This window comes from Flavobacterium sp., assembly GCF_043773265.1.
Taxonomy (GTDB): domain Bacteria; phylum Bacteroidota; class Bacteroidia; order Flavobacteriales; family Flavobacteriaceae; genus Flavobacterium.
The window spans coordinates 14,587-30,035 of the sequence record NZ_JAYVFH010000175.1 but is presented as its reverse complement, the minus strand read 5'-3'; the positions used below and the strand labels follow the sequence as shown (position 1 = coordinate 30,035).

The 15,449-nt window shown below is 29.0% G+C and carries 16 protein-coding genes; 8 read left to right on the top strand and 8 right to left on the bottom strand.

Going from position 1 to position 15,449, the window contains the following annotated elements:
- Together ACH2BO_RS09535 and ACH2BO_RS09530 are read left to right on the top strand one after the other, a co-directional pair.
- Positions 1–593: CPBP family intramembrane glutamic endopeptidase (locus ACH2BO_RS09535; protein ID WP_395044515.1), on the top strand; the 593-nt coding region annotated here is incomplete at its 5' end.
- A 4-nt stretch (positions 594–597) separates the two neighbouring features.
- Positions 598–1,641 carry an AMP-binding protein gene (locus ACH2BO_RS09530; protein ID WP_395044514.1) on the top strand — a complete coding sequence of 348 codons (1,044 nt, stop codon included), beginning with the start codon at positions 598–600 and terminating at the stop codon, positions 1,639–1,641.
- Positions 1,642–1,645: 4 nt separating this feature from the next.
- On the opposite strand, the gene ACH2BO_RS09525 is transcribed toward ACH2BO_RS09530, so the two are convergent.
- The 6 genes from ACH2BO_RS09525 to ACH2BO_RS09500 form a co-directional block, all read right to left on the bottom strand.
- Positions 1,646–2,071: a DoxX family protein gene (locus ACH2BO_RS09525; RefSeq protein ID WP_395044513.1), complete on the bottom strand. Its 426-nt coding sequence runs from the start codon at positions 2,069–2,071 to the stop codon at positions 1,646–1,648.
- 75 nt (positions 2,072–2,146) lie between these two features.
- A complete protein-coding gene (locus ACH2BO_RS09520; RefSeq protein ID WP_395044512.1) occupies positions 2,147–3,766 on the bottom strand; it encodes a M1 family metallopeptidase in 1,620 nt (539 codons plus the stop codon).
- 59 nt (positions 3,767–3,825) lie between these two features.
- Positions 3,826–4,599 carry a sulfite exporter TauE/SafE family protein gene (locus ACH2BO_RS09515; RefSeq protein WP_395044511.1) on the bottom strand — a complete coding sequence of 258 codons (774 nt, stop codon included), beginning with the start codon at positions 4,597–4,599 and terminating at the stop codon, positions 3,826–3,828.
- A gap of 12 nt (positions 4,600–4,611) precedes the next feature.
- A complete protein-coding gene (locus ACH2BO_RS09510; protein WP_395044510.1) occupies positions 4,612–5,019 on the bottom strand; it encodes an RDD family protein in 408 nt (135 codons plus the stop codon).
- A 22-nt stretch (positions 5,020–5,041) separates the two neighbouring features.
- A complete protein-coding gene (locus ACH2BO_RS09505; RefSeq protein ID WP_395044509.1) occupies positions 5,042–5,644 on the bottom strand; it encodes a hypothetical protein in 603 nt (200 codons plus the stop codon).
- A 22-nt stretch (positions 5,645–5,666) separates the two neighbouring features.
- Complete coding sequence (locus ACH2BO_RS09500; RefSeq protein WP_395044508.1) at positions 5,667–7,295, bottom strand: acyl-CoA carboxylase subunit beta; 1,629 nt, start codon at positions 7,293–7,295, stop codon at positions 5,667–5,669.
- A gap of 159 nt (positions 7,296–7,454) precedes the next feature.
- Between ACH2BO_RS09500 and ACH2BO_RS09495 the strand changes: the two genes are divergently transcribed.
- The 5 genes from ACH2BO_RS09495 (at position 7,455) to ACH2BO_RS09475 (ending at position 11,619) form a co-directional block, all read left to right on the top strand.
- Entirely contained in the window at positions 7,455–8,099 is a 645-nt protein-coding gene (locus ACH2BO_RS09495) for a DUF47 domain-containing protein (RefSeq protein WP_395044507.1), read from the top strand.
- Between the two features lie 26 nt (positions 8,100–8,125).
- Positions 8,126–9,454: an inorganic phosphate transporter gene (locus tag ACH2BO_RS09490; RefSeq protein ID WP_395044506.1), complete on the top strand. Its 1,329-nt coding sequence runs from the start codon at positions 8,126–8,128 to the stop codon at positions 9,452–9,454.
- A gap of 194 nt (positions 9,455–9,648) precedes the next feature.
- Positions 9,649–10,146 (top strand): hypothetical protein, encoded by a 498-nt coding sequence (locus tag ACH2BO_RS09485; protein WP_395044505.1) that lies wholly within the window; start codon positions 9,649–9,651, stop codon positions 10,144–10,146.
- A gap of 149 nt (positions 10,147–10,295) precedes the next feature.
- Positions 10,296–10,640 carry a toxin-antitoxin system YwqK family antitoxin gene (locus tag ACH2BO_RS09480; protein WP_395044504.1) on the top strand — a complete coding sequence of 115 codons (345 nt, stop codon included), beginning with the start codon at positions 10,296–10,298 and terminating at the stop codon, positions 10,638–10,640.
- A gap of 208 nt (positions 10,641–10,848) precedes the next feature.
- Complete coding sequence (locus tag ACH2BO_RS09475) at positions 10,849–11,619, top strand: dienelactone hydrolase family protein (RefSeq protein ID WP_395044503.1); 771 nt, start codon at positions 10,849–10,851, stop codon at positions 11,617–11,619.
- 179 nt (positions 11,620–11,798) lie between these two features.
- On the opposite strand, the gene ACH2BO_RS09470 is transcribed toward ACH2BO_RS09475, so the two are convergent.
- Both ACH2BO_RS09470 and prfB read right to left on the bottom strand, forming a co-directional pair.
- Positions 11,799–13,034, bottom strand: a complete 1,236-nt coding sequence (locus ACH2BO_RS09470; RefSeq protein WP_395044502.1) for an outer membrane beta-barrel protein — start codon at positions 13,032–13,034, stop codon at positions 11,799–11,801.
- 50 nt (positions 13,035–13,084) lie between these two features.
- Positions 13,085–14,180 (bottom strand): peptide chain release factor 2 gene (gene prfB / locus ACH2BO_RS09465; protein ID WP_395044501.1). Its coding sequence is split into 2 segments (ribosomal slippage): positions 13,085–14,116 and positions 14,118–14,180, totalling 1,095 coding nucleotides; the frame shifts between segments, so codons are not numbered across the junction.
- A 235-nt stretch (positions 14,181–14,415) separates the two neighbouring features.
- Between prfB and ACH2BO_RS09460 the strand changes: the two genes are divergently transcribed.
- Positions 14,416–15,441, top strand: a complete 1,026-nt coding sequence (locus ACH2BO_RS09460; protein WP_395044500.1) for a threonine aldolase family protein — start codon at positions 14,416–14,418, stop codon at positions 15,439–15,441.
- Positions 15,442–15,449: the final 8 nt, after the last annotated feature.

Here is a 15,449-nt window from a genome sequence, read left to right as displayed (position 1 = left end):
CGTTGATGGTTTTTGGAATTTCTTACTATTATGATAGTTCTAATATCATTATGATTTTTAATCCCATTAAATTTTCTATCTTACTAATAATTAGTTTATTACTGTTTCCTTTTCAAATTGGCTTTGAAGAATATTTATTTAGAGGTTACTTAATGCAACAAATTGGAATTATTGCCAAAAACAGATGGACACCATTACTTATTACATCACTTTTTTTTGGATTATTTCATAGCGCCAATCCTGAAGTTGCAGAACTAGGTTTTGGAGTTATGATATTTTATATTGGAACCGGTTTATTACTAGGAATAATGACTTTAATGGACGAAGGAATAGAATTATCTCTTGGTTTTCATTTGGGAAACAATTTATTGGCTGCATTATTAATTACTTCTGATTATTCTGCATTGCAAACAGATGCAATTTTTAAATACACTGGAGCCGAAAACACTGCTAATACATTAAACGAAATGATTATTTCAATAGCAATTAGTTATCCAATTTTTTTATTCATTTTGGCCAAAAAATACAAATGGACAAATTGGAAAGAAAAACTTAGTGGTAAAATAGATTTAAAATCAACATTAATAAACTAAAATCATGATTAATCCTACCTACGAAAATGTTCATAATTCATTTAAGCTAAACGGTTTTCATTTAAATCGTGAAGATTTGTGTCGAGTTGCCTATAGTTTTATAAAAGAAGGCGAAGAATTTGAAAAACCAGTTGGCGATTTTCTACTAGATTGGTTTGATAATAAATCTTATATAGAAATGCAAACATCTGGTTCTACTGGTTTGCCTAAAATGATACGAATTGAGAAACAAGCTATGGTAAATTCTGCAATAGCAACAGGCGATTTCTTTGATTTGCAACCAGGAAATCGTGCATTGCAATGTTTACCAATAAAATATGTTGCTGGAAAAATGATGCTTATTCGATCAATAATTCTTGGTTTAGATTTAGATTTTGTAGCACCAACTTCTCATCCGATGGAAAATCTTGATGAAAAATATGATTTTGTTGCAATGGTTCCAATGCAAGCTCAAAATTCGTTAAAGGAACTAAAAAATGTAAAAAAACTTATTGTTGGCGGAGCAAGAGTAAGCTCGAGTTTAGAAAAAGAATTAATTAAATTGCCCACTCAAGTATTTGAAACCTATGGAATGACTGAGACCATAACTCATATTGCTGCAAAGAAAGTAGGTGAGAAGGCATTTACGGTTATGCCACATGTAACAATTTCCTATGATGATAGAAATTGTTTAACAATTCATGCGCCATCAATAATTGTAGAAGAAGTAATTGTTACTAATGATTTGGTAGAACTTGTAAACGAAAATCAATTTATTTTTTTAGGTAGAATTGATAATGTAATAAACAGTGGCGGAATAAAAATTATTCCTGAGCAAGTTGAGAAAAAATTGGATGGGAAAATAAACAAACGATTCTTCATAACTTCAAAGGAAGATAAAGAACTTGGTGAAAAAGTAGTACTAGTTATTGAAGGAGATTCATTTGAAATTGATAAAATTATTTTTGATGAGTTGGATAAATACGAACGTCCAAAAGAAATTTTATTTATTTCTAAATTTAAAGAAACCCCTACAGGAAAAATTCTTAGAAAGGAAACTGTTAAATAAATTTTTATTTATTCATTTTAAAATAATAATCAGCTGAGTGTTTACCGCTACCAAAATACAAGAAAAACAAACTTATAGCAAGTGTTAAGGTTGCTAATGTTAAATTGTTAGAATTTAACTCGCCAAAGAAATTTATTATTACAGCACCAAACAAAATTGGTAATTGAGCTAGTATTGCCCAACGAGTTAATAATCCAAAAATAATCATGATTCCACCCATGATATGAGCAGCAGATATATAATGAAAAGAAATCATCCCACCATTAAAATACTCAGTTGAAGATACAATTCCATCAAACTCTACTGTATTTGTAATAAATGAAATGCCTTTGTAGATTAAAAAAGTACCGAGAATAATTCGCAAGGCATCCAACCAATAACTTGTATGTGCGTTTGCCCATTTGTTTCTTGCTTTAATAGTTGCTTCCATAATAAAGTAGTTTAAAAGTAAACACTAAATTACTAAATATTAATAATATATAAAACTATTTATAAAAAAAAAAAATTAATTTTCGACTTCTACAAAAAACTCATTTTTTAAAACTTCAATTTCTTCCAGTTTTTTTATTTTAAACTTACTTTTTTTCCAATTATTTGTTGGTTCTAATCTAGTTTCCTTTCCTTTAATATTAACATCTATTGGCATATTAAAATCTGAAACATCAGTTTTCCATCGATATTCTAATTTCTTTTTAATGAGTTTCATTTCTAGAATGGGAATATTTTTATAGCGTAGATATTGATTAAAAATAGGAGTAAGAATTAAATTACTTTCTTGATTAAAAAATGCAACAACTGTTTCTGTATCAATAATTTTATGTCGATATGTATCAGAATATTTATAGAGAATTTTCCACCATAAATCATCATTATTAATAACATGTCGCAAGGTGTTTAAAAGCAAAGCACCTTTTGGATACATATCGCCAGAACCTTCTTGATTTACACCATAAGGACCAATTATTGGTTTGTTGTTACTCACATTTCTTTGCAAACCTTTACAATATTTCATTGCTTTTTCATAACCATATTGACATTCAATATATACAATTTCTGTATATTGGGTAAAACCTTCATGAATCCACATATCAGCAATATCAGCTGAAGTTATGCTGTTTCCAAACCATTCGTGACCACTTTCGTGAATGGTAATATAATCAAAAAGTAATCCGATTCCGGTTCCAGAAAGGTCGCTTCCAAGATAACCTTTCATGTACTTATTGCCATAAGCAACAGCACTTTGATGCTCCATACCTAAATAAGAAGTTTCAACAAGTTTGTAGCCATCATCAGCAAATGGATATTTTCCAAATTTAGTTTGAAAACAATCCATCATTGGTATTACTTCTTCAAAATGTTTGCGTGCTTTTTCTTCATTATCGCGTAAAACGTAGTAATCTAAATCTAAGCCATTATGATTTTCATGTATGTGAGCATAATCGGCAATATTTATTGTAATATTATAGTTGTTTATAGGGTTTTTCACTTCCCAATCCCAACGAGTATAACCATTTTTTAAATCTTCGCTACCTATGAATCTTCCGTTAGACACATTCATTAATCCGTTTGGAACTGCAACACTTATTTTAGATCCTAAATCTGGCTCATCTGTTTGAGTATCTTTTACAGGATACCATAAACTTGCTCCAGTTCCTTGCACAGCAACACCAATCCAATGTTTACCTTGCTTATCTTTTTTATAAACAAAACCTCCATCCCAAGGTGCACGTTTTGCAATTATTGGAGTTCCAGAATAATAAAATTTTACAATTTGAGTTGAATTTACTTCTAAATCAACATTTGGAAAATCTATAAAAACAGCATTGAATTCTCTTTTATAATTTAAAGTATTTTTATTCCAAATTATAGAATCAATTTGCATGTTTTCAAATAAATCTAATTGAATTTTTTTAGTTTTTTCTAAAACTTTAAATGTTATTTCGTTGTAACCAGAAATTCGTTTTTCGTCTGGTCTAACCTCGATATTTAAATCATATCGTTGCACATCGAAACAGTTTCTTTCTGGTCGCAAAGAACCTTGAAGCGAATCTTTTCGAGTAAAATTTTGAGAAAAAACGGTCTGAAAACCAATTAGAGTTAAACCCAAAAGCACTATTTTTTTCATAAAAGAGTTGTTTAATAGATTAGTAGTTGGTTTTTATAAATTGTTACTTTGGGTTTATTTTATAAAATCCCCAAAGCTAAGAGTAATGAAATTACGATTAACATTATTGCAACAAGAATTTGTATAAAATGTAAAGTTACTTTTTTTAATAATTTATTTCCTATGTAAGCACCAGATATTGCTGAGAGTATTGCACACAAAACTAAAGTTGTATTTTCTGTTAATCCAGCATTTAGAAATTTTGTAGAGTACATACTTAATCTAGTAAAATCTACAAAAGTTGAGATTATTACAGTTGTTGCTATAAAACTTTCTTTAGACAAACCAGCTTTTATAAGAAATGCACTTCTCAAAGCACCTTGAATTCCTGCCAAACCTCCAAAAAATCCGCTTAAAATTCCGCCAAAAGGCAATTTGTTTTTACTGAATTCTAGCTTGTTAAAAAACGGAATAAAATCAATAGTTGCAAAGAAAAGCAATAGAACTGAAATTATAAATTTTATGGGATAAACTACAAATGTTTTATCAAATAATCTATAAGAGAAAAGCGGTTTTAAGTCATTTATTGAAATTAGCACTAACGAACCAACAAATGCTGCAATAACTGCTGGAATACCAAATTTTAAAAGAATTTCTTTGTTTGCTTTTTTACCAACTAAGAAAAGTTTGAAAATATTATTAAAGAAATGAACAATACCAGTTAATCCGATTGCGATTTCTACAGGAAAAAAAATCATAAAAACAGGTGTAAGTATTGTTCCTAAACCAAAACCTGAAAAAAAGGTTAGGATTGAAACTAGAAAGGCAACTATACAAATTATTATTATTTCCAAAACAATATGAGTTTATTTATTCATTTCAATTACAAATGTTTCGGCAATCAAATCACCAATTCGTTGATTGTTTTTATTTAATAAAGAAACTAGAAAACCAACTAGAAAAAAGCAATCAAAAAAGCCAAAACCAAATCTTAAAAATGCTTGAGTACCACTAATATCTTTATTGTTTTTATTTATTAGTTTCAATCCAACAATTTTTTTGCCAAATGTTTGCGATGTAAAAGCTTCATTTATTGGCCATAATCCAATACCTATTAAAAATAAAATAAATGCTGGAAAACCATTAATTACAAATCCGTTTTCTTGATCGTTTACCTGTCCAAAGAAAAATCCGAATATCATAAAAATGATAAAATAAATCATAATATCTATAGCAAAAGATAATATTCTATCTCGCTTTTTAGCTAATTTCATTTAATAAAAATAGATTAAAATATTACTCACATTTATATTTACTAAGTTCATTGCTAAACGCATTAAAAGTTGCTGGTTTAAATATTTCCCAATCTAATAAATAACTTCTGTCTTTGGAAATTGTCAATAAAGCTTCGCAATGAATTTTAGCATCATAATTAAAAAAAAGAGAATAAATAAAATCATTTTCATCATTTATCCATTTAGAGTTTATTACTTCTTTTTCATTTTGAATAAATACAATTGGAAAATTCAATTTAGTATATTTATCATAATTTTTAGAATTATGTCCTTGAATTTTTAAATAATTATCAGGTAAGTTTATATGCTTAACATCAATATAATAATCTGTTTCACATCTTTTTTTTGGCATTAGATAAAAAATGTTAACTATTCCAACTGAATCAATATCAATTTTACATTTTGATTTTAAATATGATTTAAGTTTTTCAAATTGAATTGTATCTATACAACCTGGAGCAATATTTTTATATGTATTTGGAAATTCGTCTTTTAAAGTCTTGCTACTAGTATCAACAAAATTTGAATCAGTTTTTGTGTTTACACTACAACTAGTAAGAATATTAAAAGCAAACAATAATAAAATAAGTTTAATAAATTTCATATATTTAATTTACAATTATGCTTTAAACCTGAATCACTCCTAAGTTAAATTTCTTCTCAATAGGCGAGTGGTTCGCCGCTTCAATTCCCATTGAAATCCAAGTTCGAGTTTCTAAAGGATCAATAATTGCATCGGTCCACAATCTTGCTGCTGCATAATATGGTGAAACTTGTGCATCATATCTTGCTTTTATTTTATCAAATAATTCTTTTTCTTTAACTTCATCAATAATTTCGCCTTTTGCCTTTAGTGATGAAGCTTCTATTTGTGCTAAAACTTTGGCAGCTTGAGTTCCACCCATAACGGCAAGTTCTGCACTTGGCCAAGCAAAAATTAATCTTGGATCGTATGCTTTTCCGCACATTGCATAATTTCCTGCGCCATAAGAATTTCCAACAATTACTGTAAACTTTGGCACAACACTATTTGCAACTGCATTTACCATTTTGGCTCCATCTTTTATAATACCGCCATGTTCACTTTTAGAACCAACCATAAATCCGGTTACGTCTTGAATAAATACTAACGGAATTTTCTTTTGGTTACAATTGGCAATAAATCTCGTGGCTTTATCAGCAGAATCCGAATAAATTACGCCACCAAATTGAATTTCGCCTTTTTTAGTTTTAGAAACTATCCTTTGATTTGCAACGATTCCAACTGCCCAACCATCAATTCTTGCGTAACATGTTATTATTGATTTTCCGTAATCTTCTTTATACATATCCATTTCAGAATTATCAACCAATCGTTTAATGATTTCCATCATGTCATATTGATCGGTTCTTGCTTTTGAAATAATTCCGTAAATTTCATTTTCATCCAAAGCTGGTTTAACTGATTTTTCTCTATTAAAACCTGCTTTGTCATAATCGCCAATTTTTCCAACAATACTTTTTATTCTGTCTAAAGCATCTTTATCGTCTTTGGCTTTATAATCGGTAACGCCTGAAATTTCGCAATGTGTTGTTGCTCCACCAAGTGTTTCATTATCAATAACTTCTCCAATCGCCGCTTTCACTAAATAACTTCCTGCCAAGAAAATACTTCCAGTTTTATCAACAATCATGGCTTCATCACTCATTATTGGAAGATAAGCTCCACCAGCAACACAACTTCCCATAACTGCAGCAATTTGAGTAATTCCCATGCTAGACATTATGGCATTATTTCTAAAAATTCTTCCAAAATGTTCTTTATCTGGAAAGATTTCGTCTTGCATTGGCAGATAAACTCCAGCAGAATCAACAAGATAAATTATTGGCAGCCGATTTTCCATTGCAATTTCTTGAGCACGAAGATTCTTTTTGCCAGTAATTGGAAACCATGCACCAGCTTTAACAGTAGCGTCATTGGCTACAACTATACATTGTTTTCCTTTAATATATCCAATTTTTATAACAACTCCACCAGAAGGACAACCACCGTGTTCTTCATACATTCCATCGCCAACAAATGCACCAATTTCTATTGATTTTGATTTTTCATCTAGTAAATAATCTATACGTTCTCTGGCAGTCATTTTGCCTTCGGCATGTAATTTTTCTATACGTTTCTCGCCACCACCAAGTTTTACTTTGGCAAATCGCTGTTTTAAATCAGATAATAAAAGTTTGTTATGATCTTCGTTTTTGTTGAAGTTTATGTCCATGAATTTAAAGCTTGATTTAGTTTTTTGCTAAAATACAAAAACGATTGAAAAAATATAATAGTTTTTTCTGAAATGAAAAATATATTTATAAACTGATTTTCCAAGTAACTTAACATTCTCTTAATATTAGTTGAATACATTTGCATAAAATTTTACATAATGACACTAAACAGTATTTTTCAATTTTTTGTTCCTAAAGATAAAAAGTTCTTTCCATTATTTGAGCAAGCGGCTGCAAATTTAATTATTCTAGCTAATACTTTGCACGAAGCTGTAAACGCACCTAAATCTGAACGAGAAGAATATTTTAAAAGAATAGAAGAGCTTGAAGCTACAATTGAAGAAATCACTCATAAAACACACCTTGAATTAAGTAAAAATTTCATTACACCATTTGATAGAGAAGATATTCATTCTTTAATAAAATCTATTGATAACGTTGCCGATAATATGCATGGTGCAGCTAGTAGAATTAGATTATACCAGGTTGATAAAATTACTAAATCTATAAGAAAATTAACCGAAATAAATTTAGAAGCATGTCAATTGATTGGAGAAGGAATCAAGCAATTGAAAGATATGAATAATATAAAGATGATAAAAGATACTTGTAAAAAAATCAACAAACTAGAAAGCAAAGCTGATGTTGTTTTTGATAAAGCAGTTGCTGATATTTTTGAGAATGAAACAGATGCAAAAAACATAATCAAATATAAAGAAGTTCTATCGTCATTAGAAGCAGCATCAGACAAATGTAAAAGTGTTTCAAACGTAATGGAACAAATTTCTGTTAAACATTCATAAATAGTTTTTATTATAAATCACCATTTATGGATTTTACATTACTTATAATAATTATTTTTCTTGCCTTGATATTTGATTATATCAACGGTTTTCATGATGCTGCAAACTCAATTGCTACCATCGTTGCAACAAAAGTATTAACACCATTTCAAGCTGTGCTTTGGGCTGCTTTTTTTAACTTTTTAGCATATTGGGTTTTTGGATTTGGAGTTGCCGATACCGTTGCAAAAACTGCGCATACAAGTAGTATTGATTTAACTGTTATTTTAGCAGGTGTAATTGCTGCTATTATATGGAATATCATTACTTGGCTAAAAGGCATTCCATCATCATCATCACATACTTTAATTGGTGGTTTTGCTGGTGCAGCTGTAGCTCATGGTTTTATTGGTGTAACAGATATGGAACACGCTGGTTTTAAAATTGTAGATTGGTACAAAGCCGCAAAAGCCGGAGAATTATTGCCTTCTGGTGTATTTATGGTTATTTTATTTATTGTTTTAGCGCCATTATTAGGAATGATTATTTCTTATTTCATTTCATTATGGATGATGTATTCGTCAAAAAAGAATATATATCCAAAAATATTTACAGTAGTTTTAATGCTTTTGGTTGTTTGGTTCTTAACTTCAGTAATGGTAAATTATGAAGACATAAAAAAACCAAGATTTGAAAATCATTTTTGGAGTGTTGTAACCGAACCACAAAACATTAAATGGTTTTTAGTAGCATTTATCTTTTATTCGTTAGCTATTTTTAATTTGTTATTTAGTAGTTTTTCGACTGCTAAAGCCGAAAAAGTTTTAAAGAAAATGCAGCTTTTATCTTCAGCAGCATTCAGTTTAGGACATGGTGGAAATGACTCACAAAAAGTAATGGGAATTATTGCTGCAGCTGTTGCAGTATTTATTAAAGACAATCCAAATTTTAATTTATCAGGATTTTGGTTAGACTTGAATGTAAAATTACTATCAGAAGTTAATGGTGTTAAAATTGATGGAGTTATGCCTGAATGGATTCCATTAACTTGTTACACAGTTATTGCATTAGGAACATTAAGCGGTGGATGGAAAATTGTGAAAACAATGGGTTCAAAAATTACCAAAGTAACTGCATTTGAAGGTGTTGTAGCTGAATCTGCTGGTGCATTAACGTTATTTATAACAGAACATTTTAAAATTCCTGTTTCAACCACTCATACAATTACAGGTTCAATCATTGGAGTTGGAGTTACTAAAAGAGTTTCTGCTGTACGTTGGGGTGTAACTGTAAAATTGCTTTGGGCTTGGGTTTTAACTATTCCTGTTTCGGCGCTATTAGCTATGTTAGTTTATTATATTATTAATTTGTTTTAACAATATTTTATTTTTTTATTACATAATATTTAACTCCTTTTTAAGGAGTTTTTTTTTTATTTTAATTTTCCAATGTTATGTTTTTAATAAAAACGAAAACTTAACATTGGGCAATTGTTTTATATTGTATTTTTGTTAACATAGAATTTACATTTCATTTACATTAAATCAATATTTAAAAAAAAACTAAAACTATGTTAAAGAAAAAAGGAACAACAGAAAACATGAATTTAGAAATAAATGAAGGAATACAAGAAGCTGCAGTAACTAACGCTGAATCTAACAAAGATGAAATAGCTTTTGTAAAGCCAAAAACACGATCTCGAGTATCAACCGCTACAAATGCTAAGACTACTCAACCAAGATCAAGAGCAAAAGTTGTTAAAGAAGCAACTGTAACCGACATTAAAGTGGAAGAAGTTTTGTTAGAAACAGATTCTGATAATAATGAAAAAATCGAAATTATGAAAGACTCAGAAAAAGAAAAAAAATCAAAAGCTAAAGAAAAAGAGAAAAAAGCTAAAGCTAAAAAGAAAGCTAAAGCTAAGAAAGACAAACAAAAAGAAAAAGACAAAGAGAAAAAGAAAAAAGCTAAAAAGAAAGATAAAGCAAAAAAACAAAAATCTAAAGATAAAGCTAAAGCAAAAAAGAAAGAACAAGCTAAGAAAAAATCTAATAAGAAAAAGAAATAGAACAATAAAACCAATGAATTTCATTGGTTTTATTGTTCTATAAAAGTTAAAGTTTTTCAATGTTATTAAATTGTTAAGTAAAAGTTTTTTTATTGTAAAATAAATTGTATATTTGTTATGTAATTAATAATTTAAAACCCAAACTACTTATGAAAAAGATATTTTTAATCGCATTAATGATAGTTTCAGGAGCAATTTTTGCACAAGTTGAACCACAATTAGAAGCTATCGGACAATTAGTTAAAGCAACTTATTACTATGATAATGGAAATATACAACAGGTAGGTTTCTTTAAAGATGGGAAATTAGAAGGAAAATGGACTTCATATAATGAAAAAGGAAATATTCAAACTATAGCCGAATATTCAAATGGTATTAAATCTGGTGTATGGAAATATTTTGATAATTCAATAGCTACTAAAGAAGTTTCTTACTCAGACAATTCAATCGTTTCAGTTGTTGTTTTGAAGCCAAATTTTATTGCTAAAAAATAATACGAAAACTTAAATAAATCAAAAACCATCTTTTTTAAGGTGGTTTTTTTGTTTAGAATAAAAATACAAAAGCCAATCTTGAGTGATTGGATATTATCTTGAGTATAATTTCATTTTTTGAAATCTCAAATTAAAAATTATTCGTCACGAAAAAAGTATAAATAAAAAATAAATATAAAAAGATTTATCATTAAATTTACAATAAAAAATGAAAAAAGTAATTTTCTATTTCTTATTGATATCATTTGTATTTCCAAATTTTATAATCGCTCAACTAAAACCTGTTGATTATAATGATGATAATCAAAAACTCAGCGGATTTATCTCTAAACCTAGTAAAGCATTAAAAAGCAAAGCCGGAATATTAATTCTTCCTGCTTGGATGGGAATTGATGATCATGCTAAAGAAAGCGCAACCGAATTATCTAAATTGGGTTTTTATGCATTTGTTGCCGATATTTATGGAGTTGGAAACAAGCCAACAAATTACACCGAAGCTGGACAAAAAGCTGGTTTTTATAAGAAAAATTATGCCGATTACCAAAAACGAATTCAACTAGCATTAGAACAATTAGTAAAACAAGGTGCAAACCCAAATGATATTGTTGTAATGGGTTATTGTTTTGGAGGTTCTGGAGCAATTGAAGCTGCAAGAGCGAATATGAAAGTTAAAGGAATTGTTTCTTTTCATGGTGGTTTAGGTCGTGATGAATCAAGAACAATTGATGCAATTAATGCAAAAGTTTTAGTTTTACATGGCGCAGATGATCCTTATGAAAGTGAAGCCGAAATTAAATCGTTTCAAGAGGAAATGAGAAAAGCAAAATCTGATTGGCAAATGATTTATTATGCTAATGCAGTTCATTCATTTACAGATAAAAACGCTGGAAATGATAATTCAAAAGGTGCTGCATATAATGAAAAAGCTAACAAACGTTCTTGGATTGCATTACTTCAATTTTTGAAAGAAGTTTTATAATTGAAAAGTATATAAATTTAAAAATTTCCAGAAAATTAATAATTTCTGGAAATTTTTCTTTTATTAAATACAAAAGCCAATCTGGAGCGATTGGCTATTGAGGTGAGGTGTAACTTCCTTTCGGAATCCTCGATGCAAATATAGGTTTAAATTATGAGAAGTAAATTATGAATTGTATATTATTTTCTAAAGAGTTCATATTTTAAAACTAAAGAACTTCTATTAAATTGAATATCATAACCATTGGATGCTGCTGCATTATTTGTTGAATTAATTCTAATTTCTGCGGCAATTTTTTTATGCTTATATCCAACTGCTCCAAAAAAAGTATAACTAAAACCAGTGAAATAATAATCACTATCTGTATTTTCAAAATCAATTTTTGTTCCTTCTTTCACATTGGTTACATTTATTCCAGCATTTAAATAAAAACTTGAAGCACTATTTGATTTAATATAATATTTCATGCCAATAGGAACTTGAATTACATTCATATCTAAAATAATATTTCTGGTTAAAGAATTGTTTAATCCATGCTGAATTGTTTGATTGGCTTTATATTTTGAAAAATTTGGTTCAATAAAAATTCCCCAAGTGTAATTATTAAATGGCATAAGAATTTCCATTTCTGCTCCTAAACTAAAATTAACTTTAGTGTCAAATCCAGTATTTACAGATGGTTCTCTTTGAAATTTTATAGCATCACTATTTAATGCTGTAACACCTTTAATGCTAACAATTGCTTTTTTAGTTTTAAAAAGTACATTTGATTGTGAATTAGTATTTGGGTTATTACAGTTATTTATTTTAGCAAAGTAAGCTATTAGGTCAATTTTAGTATATTTTACATTTTCTAAAGTTACTTTTTTTGAAATGTCATTGCATTTTACATCATTTGTAAGTTGTCTTTTATAAAACTCATTGACAAATACATCTGATCCTTCATTTTTATTAGGATCAAAATACTTTTTATAAACTAGTTGTTTAATAGTTGAATCATTATTTTTATAAAAATATCGATCTGGATAATTTTCATTTTCATAAAGATATAAATCATTTTCACCTTCAACTAAAACACGTAAAAAAATAGTTGAAACTATATAATTAGGTTCTTTTTTACTATCTAATTGACTATAATTTTCACTTGAAGTATCTATTTGAGTAGTTTCTTTAATATATTTAAATTCATTTTCAATAGAAAATTCTTTACAATCATTAATTGAAATAGTTTTAGTTTCTGAATCGATAGTGTTTTTAATATTAAAACTGGTTGGGTTATATTTCCAATCATGATTTTTAATCAAGCAATCATTTTTTTGACCGTTATTATCGATATAATATCCTTTAAGAAATATGTTTTGGCTATAAATAGATACATTTAATAAAAATAAAAGATAAATAATTTTTTGTTTCATAATAGTAAGTAAAGTTTTAATAAAAAATAAATATATGAAATTTATTTAAACTACTCTTCTTTTTGTCCCATCATCATTAAATAAGCTTTCAAAAACTCATCAATATTTCCGTTCATAACGCCATCAACATCACTAGTTTCATAACCTGATCGAACATCTTTGACCAATTTATAAGGTTGCATTACATAATTTCTAATTTGTGAACCCCATTCAATTTTCATTTTTCCTGCTTCAATATCGGCACGTTGCGCTTGTTGCTTTTTTAATTCAATTTCAAACAATTGCGATTTCAACATTTGCATGGCACGCTGACGATTATCTTGTTGAGAACGAGTTTCTGAACACTGAATTTGAATTCCGGTAGGTTTGTGAAACAATTGTACTTTGGTTTCAACTTTATTTACATTTTGTCCTCCAGCACCACTTGAGCGCGAAGTAATAATTTCAATATCGGCAGGGTTTATATCTATTTCAATTGTATCATCAACCAAAGGATAAACATATACTGATGCAAAAGAAGTATGCCGTTTAGCATTACTATCAAATGGTGAAATTCGCACCAATCGATGCACACCATTTTCACCTTTTAGATATCCAAAAGCAAAATCACCTTTAATTTCTAAAGTAACAGTTTTTATTCCGGCAACTTCTCCTTCTTGAAAGTTTAATTCCTTTATTTTATATTTTTGTTTTTCTGCCCACATCATATACATTCGCATCAACATTGATGCCCAATCGCAACTTTCTGTTCCGCCAGCACCAGCCGTAATTTGCAAAACAGCACTCATATTATCGCCTTCTTCAGAAAGCATGTTTCTAAATTCTAAATCTTCAATATGTGAATTTGTCAATTCATATTGAGTATCAAGTTCTTCTTCGGAAGCATCACCTTCTTTAAAAAATTCGTAAGTAATTTGAAGTTCCTCTGCCATTGAATTACCTTTTTCAAAATCTTCAACCCATTTTTTCTTTGAGCGCAAGTTTTTTACAAGCAATTCGGCTTCTTTAGCATTGTTCCAAAAGTTGGGAGCAAAGGTCTTTTCTTCTTCGTTGGTTATTTCGATAAGCTTGGCATCAATGTCAAAGATACCTCCTCAACGCACCAAGACGCTCTACAATACCTTTTATTTGTTCGGTATTTGTCATAAATTATTCTATTTTTGCAGTGAATTATATAGTTAGCATTTATTTTTAGCCCTGATAGCAGTGGAAATCCTTTTTTATAAAATGACTATTTTTTCTTGTTGAAAAAAAGCGACCAAAGAAGCTCTTTTTTAAACATTGAAAAAAAGGAATTTTATAAAAAGATTGGAACGTATAGCAGGATTAGCTTCTAATAATTTACAATTGTTTTTACAAAAATAAGATTAGTTTTGAGATTATGGAAATAAATTTAATAAGTGATACGGTAACCAAGCCAAGTAACGAGATGTTGCAGTTTATGTTTAGTGCCAAAGTTGGTGATGATGTTTACAAACAAGATCCAACAATTAATGAACTTGAAGATGCTGTAGCACAATTGTTTGGAATGGAAGCTGCACTGTTTTTTCCATCTGGAACAATGGCTAATCAAACGGCAATAAAATTGCATACCAATCCTGGAGAACAAATTATTTGTGATAAATATTCGCATATTTATCATTATGAAGGTGGTGGAGCATCTTTTAATAGTGGTGTTTCATGTTGTTTAGTTGATGGTAAAAGAGGCATGATAACTGCCGATTTAGTTAAAAACGCCATAAATGATCCCGAATTTTATCATTCGCCATTAACAACTTTAGTTAGCATTGAAAACACAACAAATAAAGGTGGTGGTGCTTGTTATGATATTTTAGAATTGCAAAAAATAAAGCAAGTTTGTCTAGAAAATAATTTGAAATATCATTTAGATGGAGCACGATTATGGAATGCAATGATTGCTAAAAAACAGCATCCAAAACAATTTGGTGAGTTATTTGACACCATTTCGGTTTGTTTCTCTAAAGGTTTAGGTGCGCCAATTGGATCCATATTATTAGGAAGCAAAGCCGATATTAAACGTGCTTTACGCATTAGAAAAATATTTGGTGGCGGAATGAGACAAGCTGGTTACTTAGCAGCTGCAGGATTGTATGCCTTGCAAAACAATATGCAACGACTAGAAGATGATCATAGAAGAGCTAAAGAACTTGGAGCATTATTGAGCAAATTATCTTGGGTTGAAAAAGTAGAACCAGTTGAAACTAATATTTTAATATTTTCAGTAAGAGAATCATTAGAAGACAAATGGATTATTGAAAAACTAAAACAAAAAAACATTTTCATCAGCTCAATGGGACACGGAAAACTTCGCATTGTAACTCATTTAGATTATAAAGAAATAATGCACAGTTATGTTTTAGAAACTTTAGAAAAAATGCAGTTTTAACTATTGAA

Bases quoted from the DNA above. Each gene is read 5' to 3' on its own strand.
- ACH2BO_RS09520 (WP_395044512.1), bottom strand. From the start codon at position 3,766: ATGAAAAAAATAGTGCTTTTGGGTTTAACTCTAATTGGTTTTCAGACC.
- ACH2BO_RS09480 (WP_395044504.1), top strand. From the start codon at position 10,296: ATGAAAAAGATATTTTTAATCGCATTAATGATAGTTTCAGGAGCAATT.
- ACH2BO_RS09475 (WP_395044503.1), top strand. From the start codon at position 10,849: ATGAAAAAAGTAATTTTCTATTTCTTATTGATATCATTTGTATTTCCA.
- ACH2BO_RS09490 (WP_395044506.1), top strand. From the start codon at position 8,126: ATGGATTTTACATTACTTATAATAATTATTTTTCTTGCCTTGATATTT.
- ACH2BO_RS09505 (WP_395044509.1), bottom strand. From the start codon at position 5,644: ATGAAATTTATTAAACTTATTTTATTATTGTTTGCTTTTAATATTCTT.
- ACH2BO_RS09525 (WP_395044513.1), bottom strand. From the start codon at position 2,071: ATGGAAGCAACTATTAAAGCAAGAAACAAATGGGCAAACGCACATACA.
- ACH2BO_RS09500 (WP_395044508.1), bottom strand. From the start codon at position 7,295: ATGGACATAAACTTCAACAAAAACGAAGATCATAACAAACTTTTATTA.
- ACH2BO_RS09460 (WP_395044500.1), top strand. From the start codon at position 14,416: ATGGAAATAAATTTAATAAGTGATACGGTAACCAAGCCAAGTAACGAG.
- ACH2BO_RS09495 (WP_395044507.1), top strand. From the start codon at position 7,455: ATGACACTAAACAGTATTTTTCAATTTTTTGTTCCTAAAGATAAAAAG.
- ACH2BO_RS09485 (WP_395044505.1), top strand. From the start codon at position 9,649: ATGTTAAAGAAAAAAGGAACAACAGAAAACATGAATTTAGAAATAAAT.
- ACH2BO_RS09530 (WP_395044514.1), top strand. From the start codon at position 598: ATGATTAATCCTACCTACGAAAATGTTCATAATTCATTTAAGCTAAAC.
- ACH2BO_RS09510 (WP_395044510.1), bottom strand. From the start codon at position 5,019: ATGAAATTAGCTAAAAAGCGAGATAGAATATTATCTTTTGCTATAGAT.
- ACH2BO_RS09470 (WP_395044502.1), bottom strand. From the start codon at position 13,034: ATGAAACAAAAAATTATTTATCTTTTATTTTTATTAAATGTATCTATT.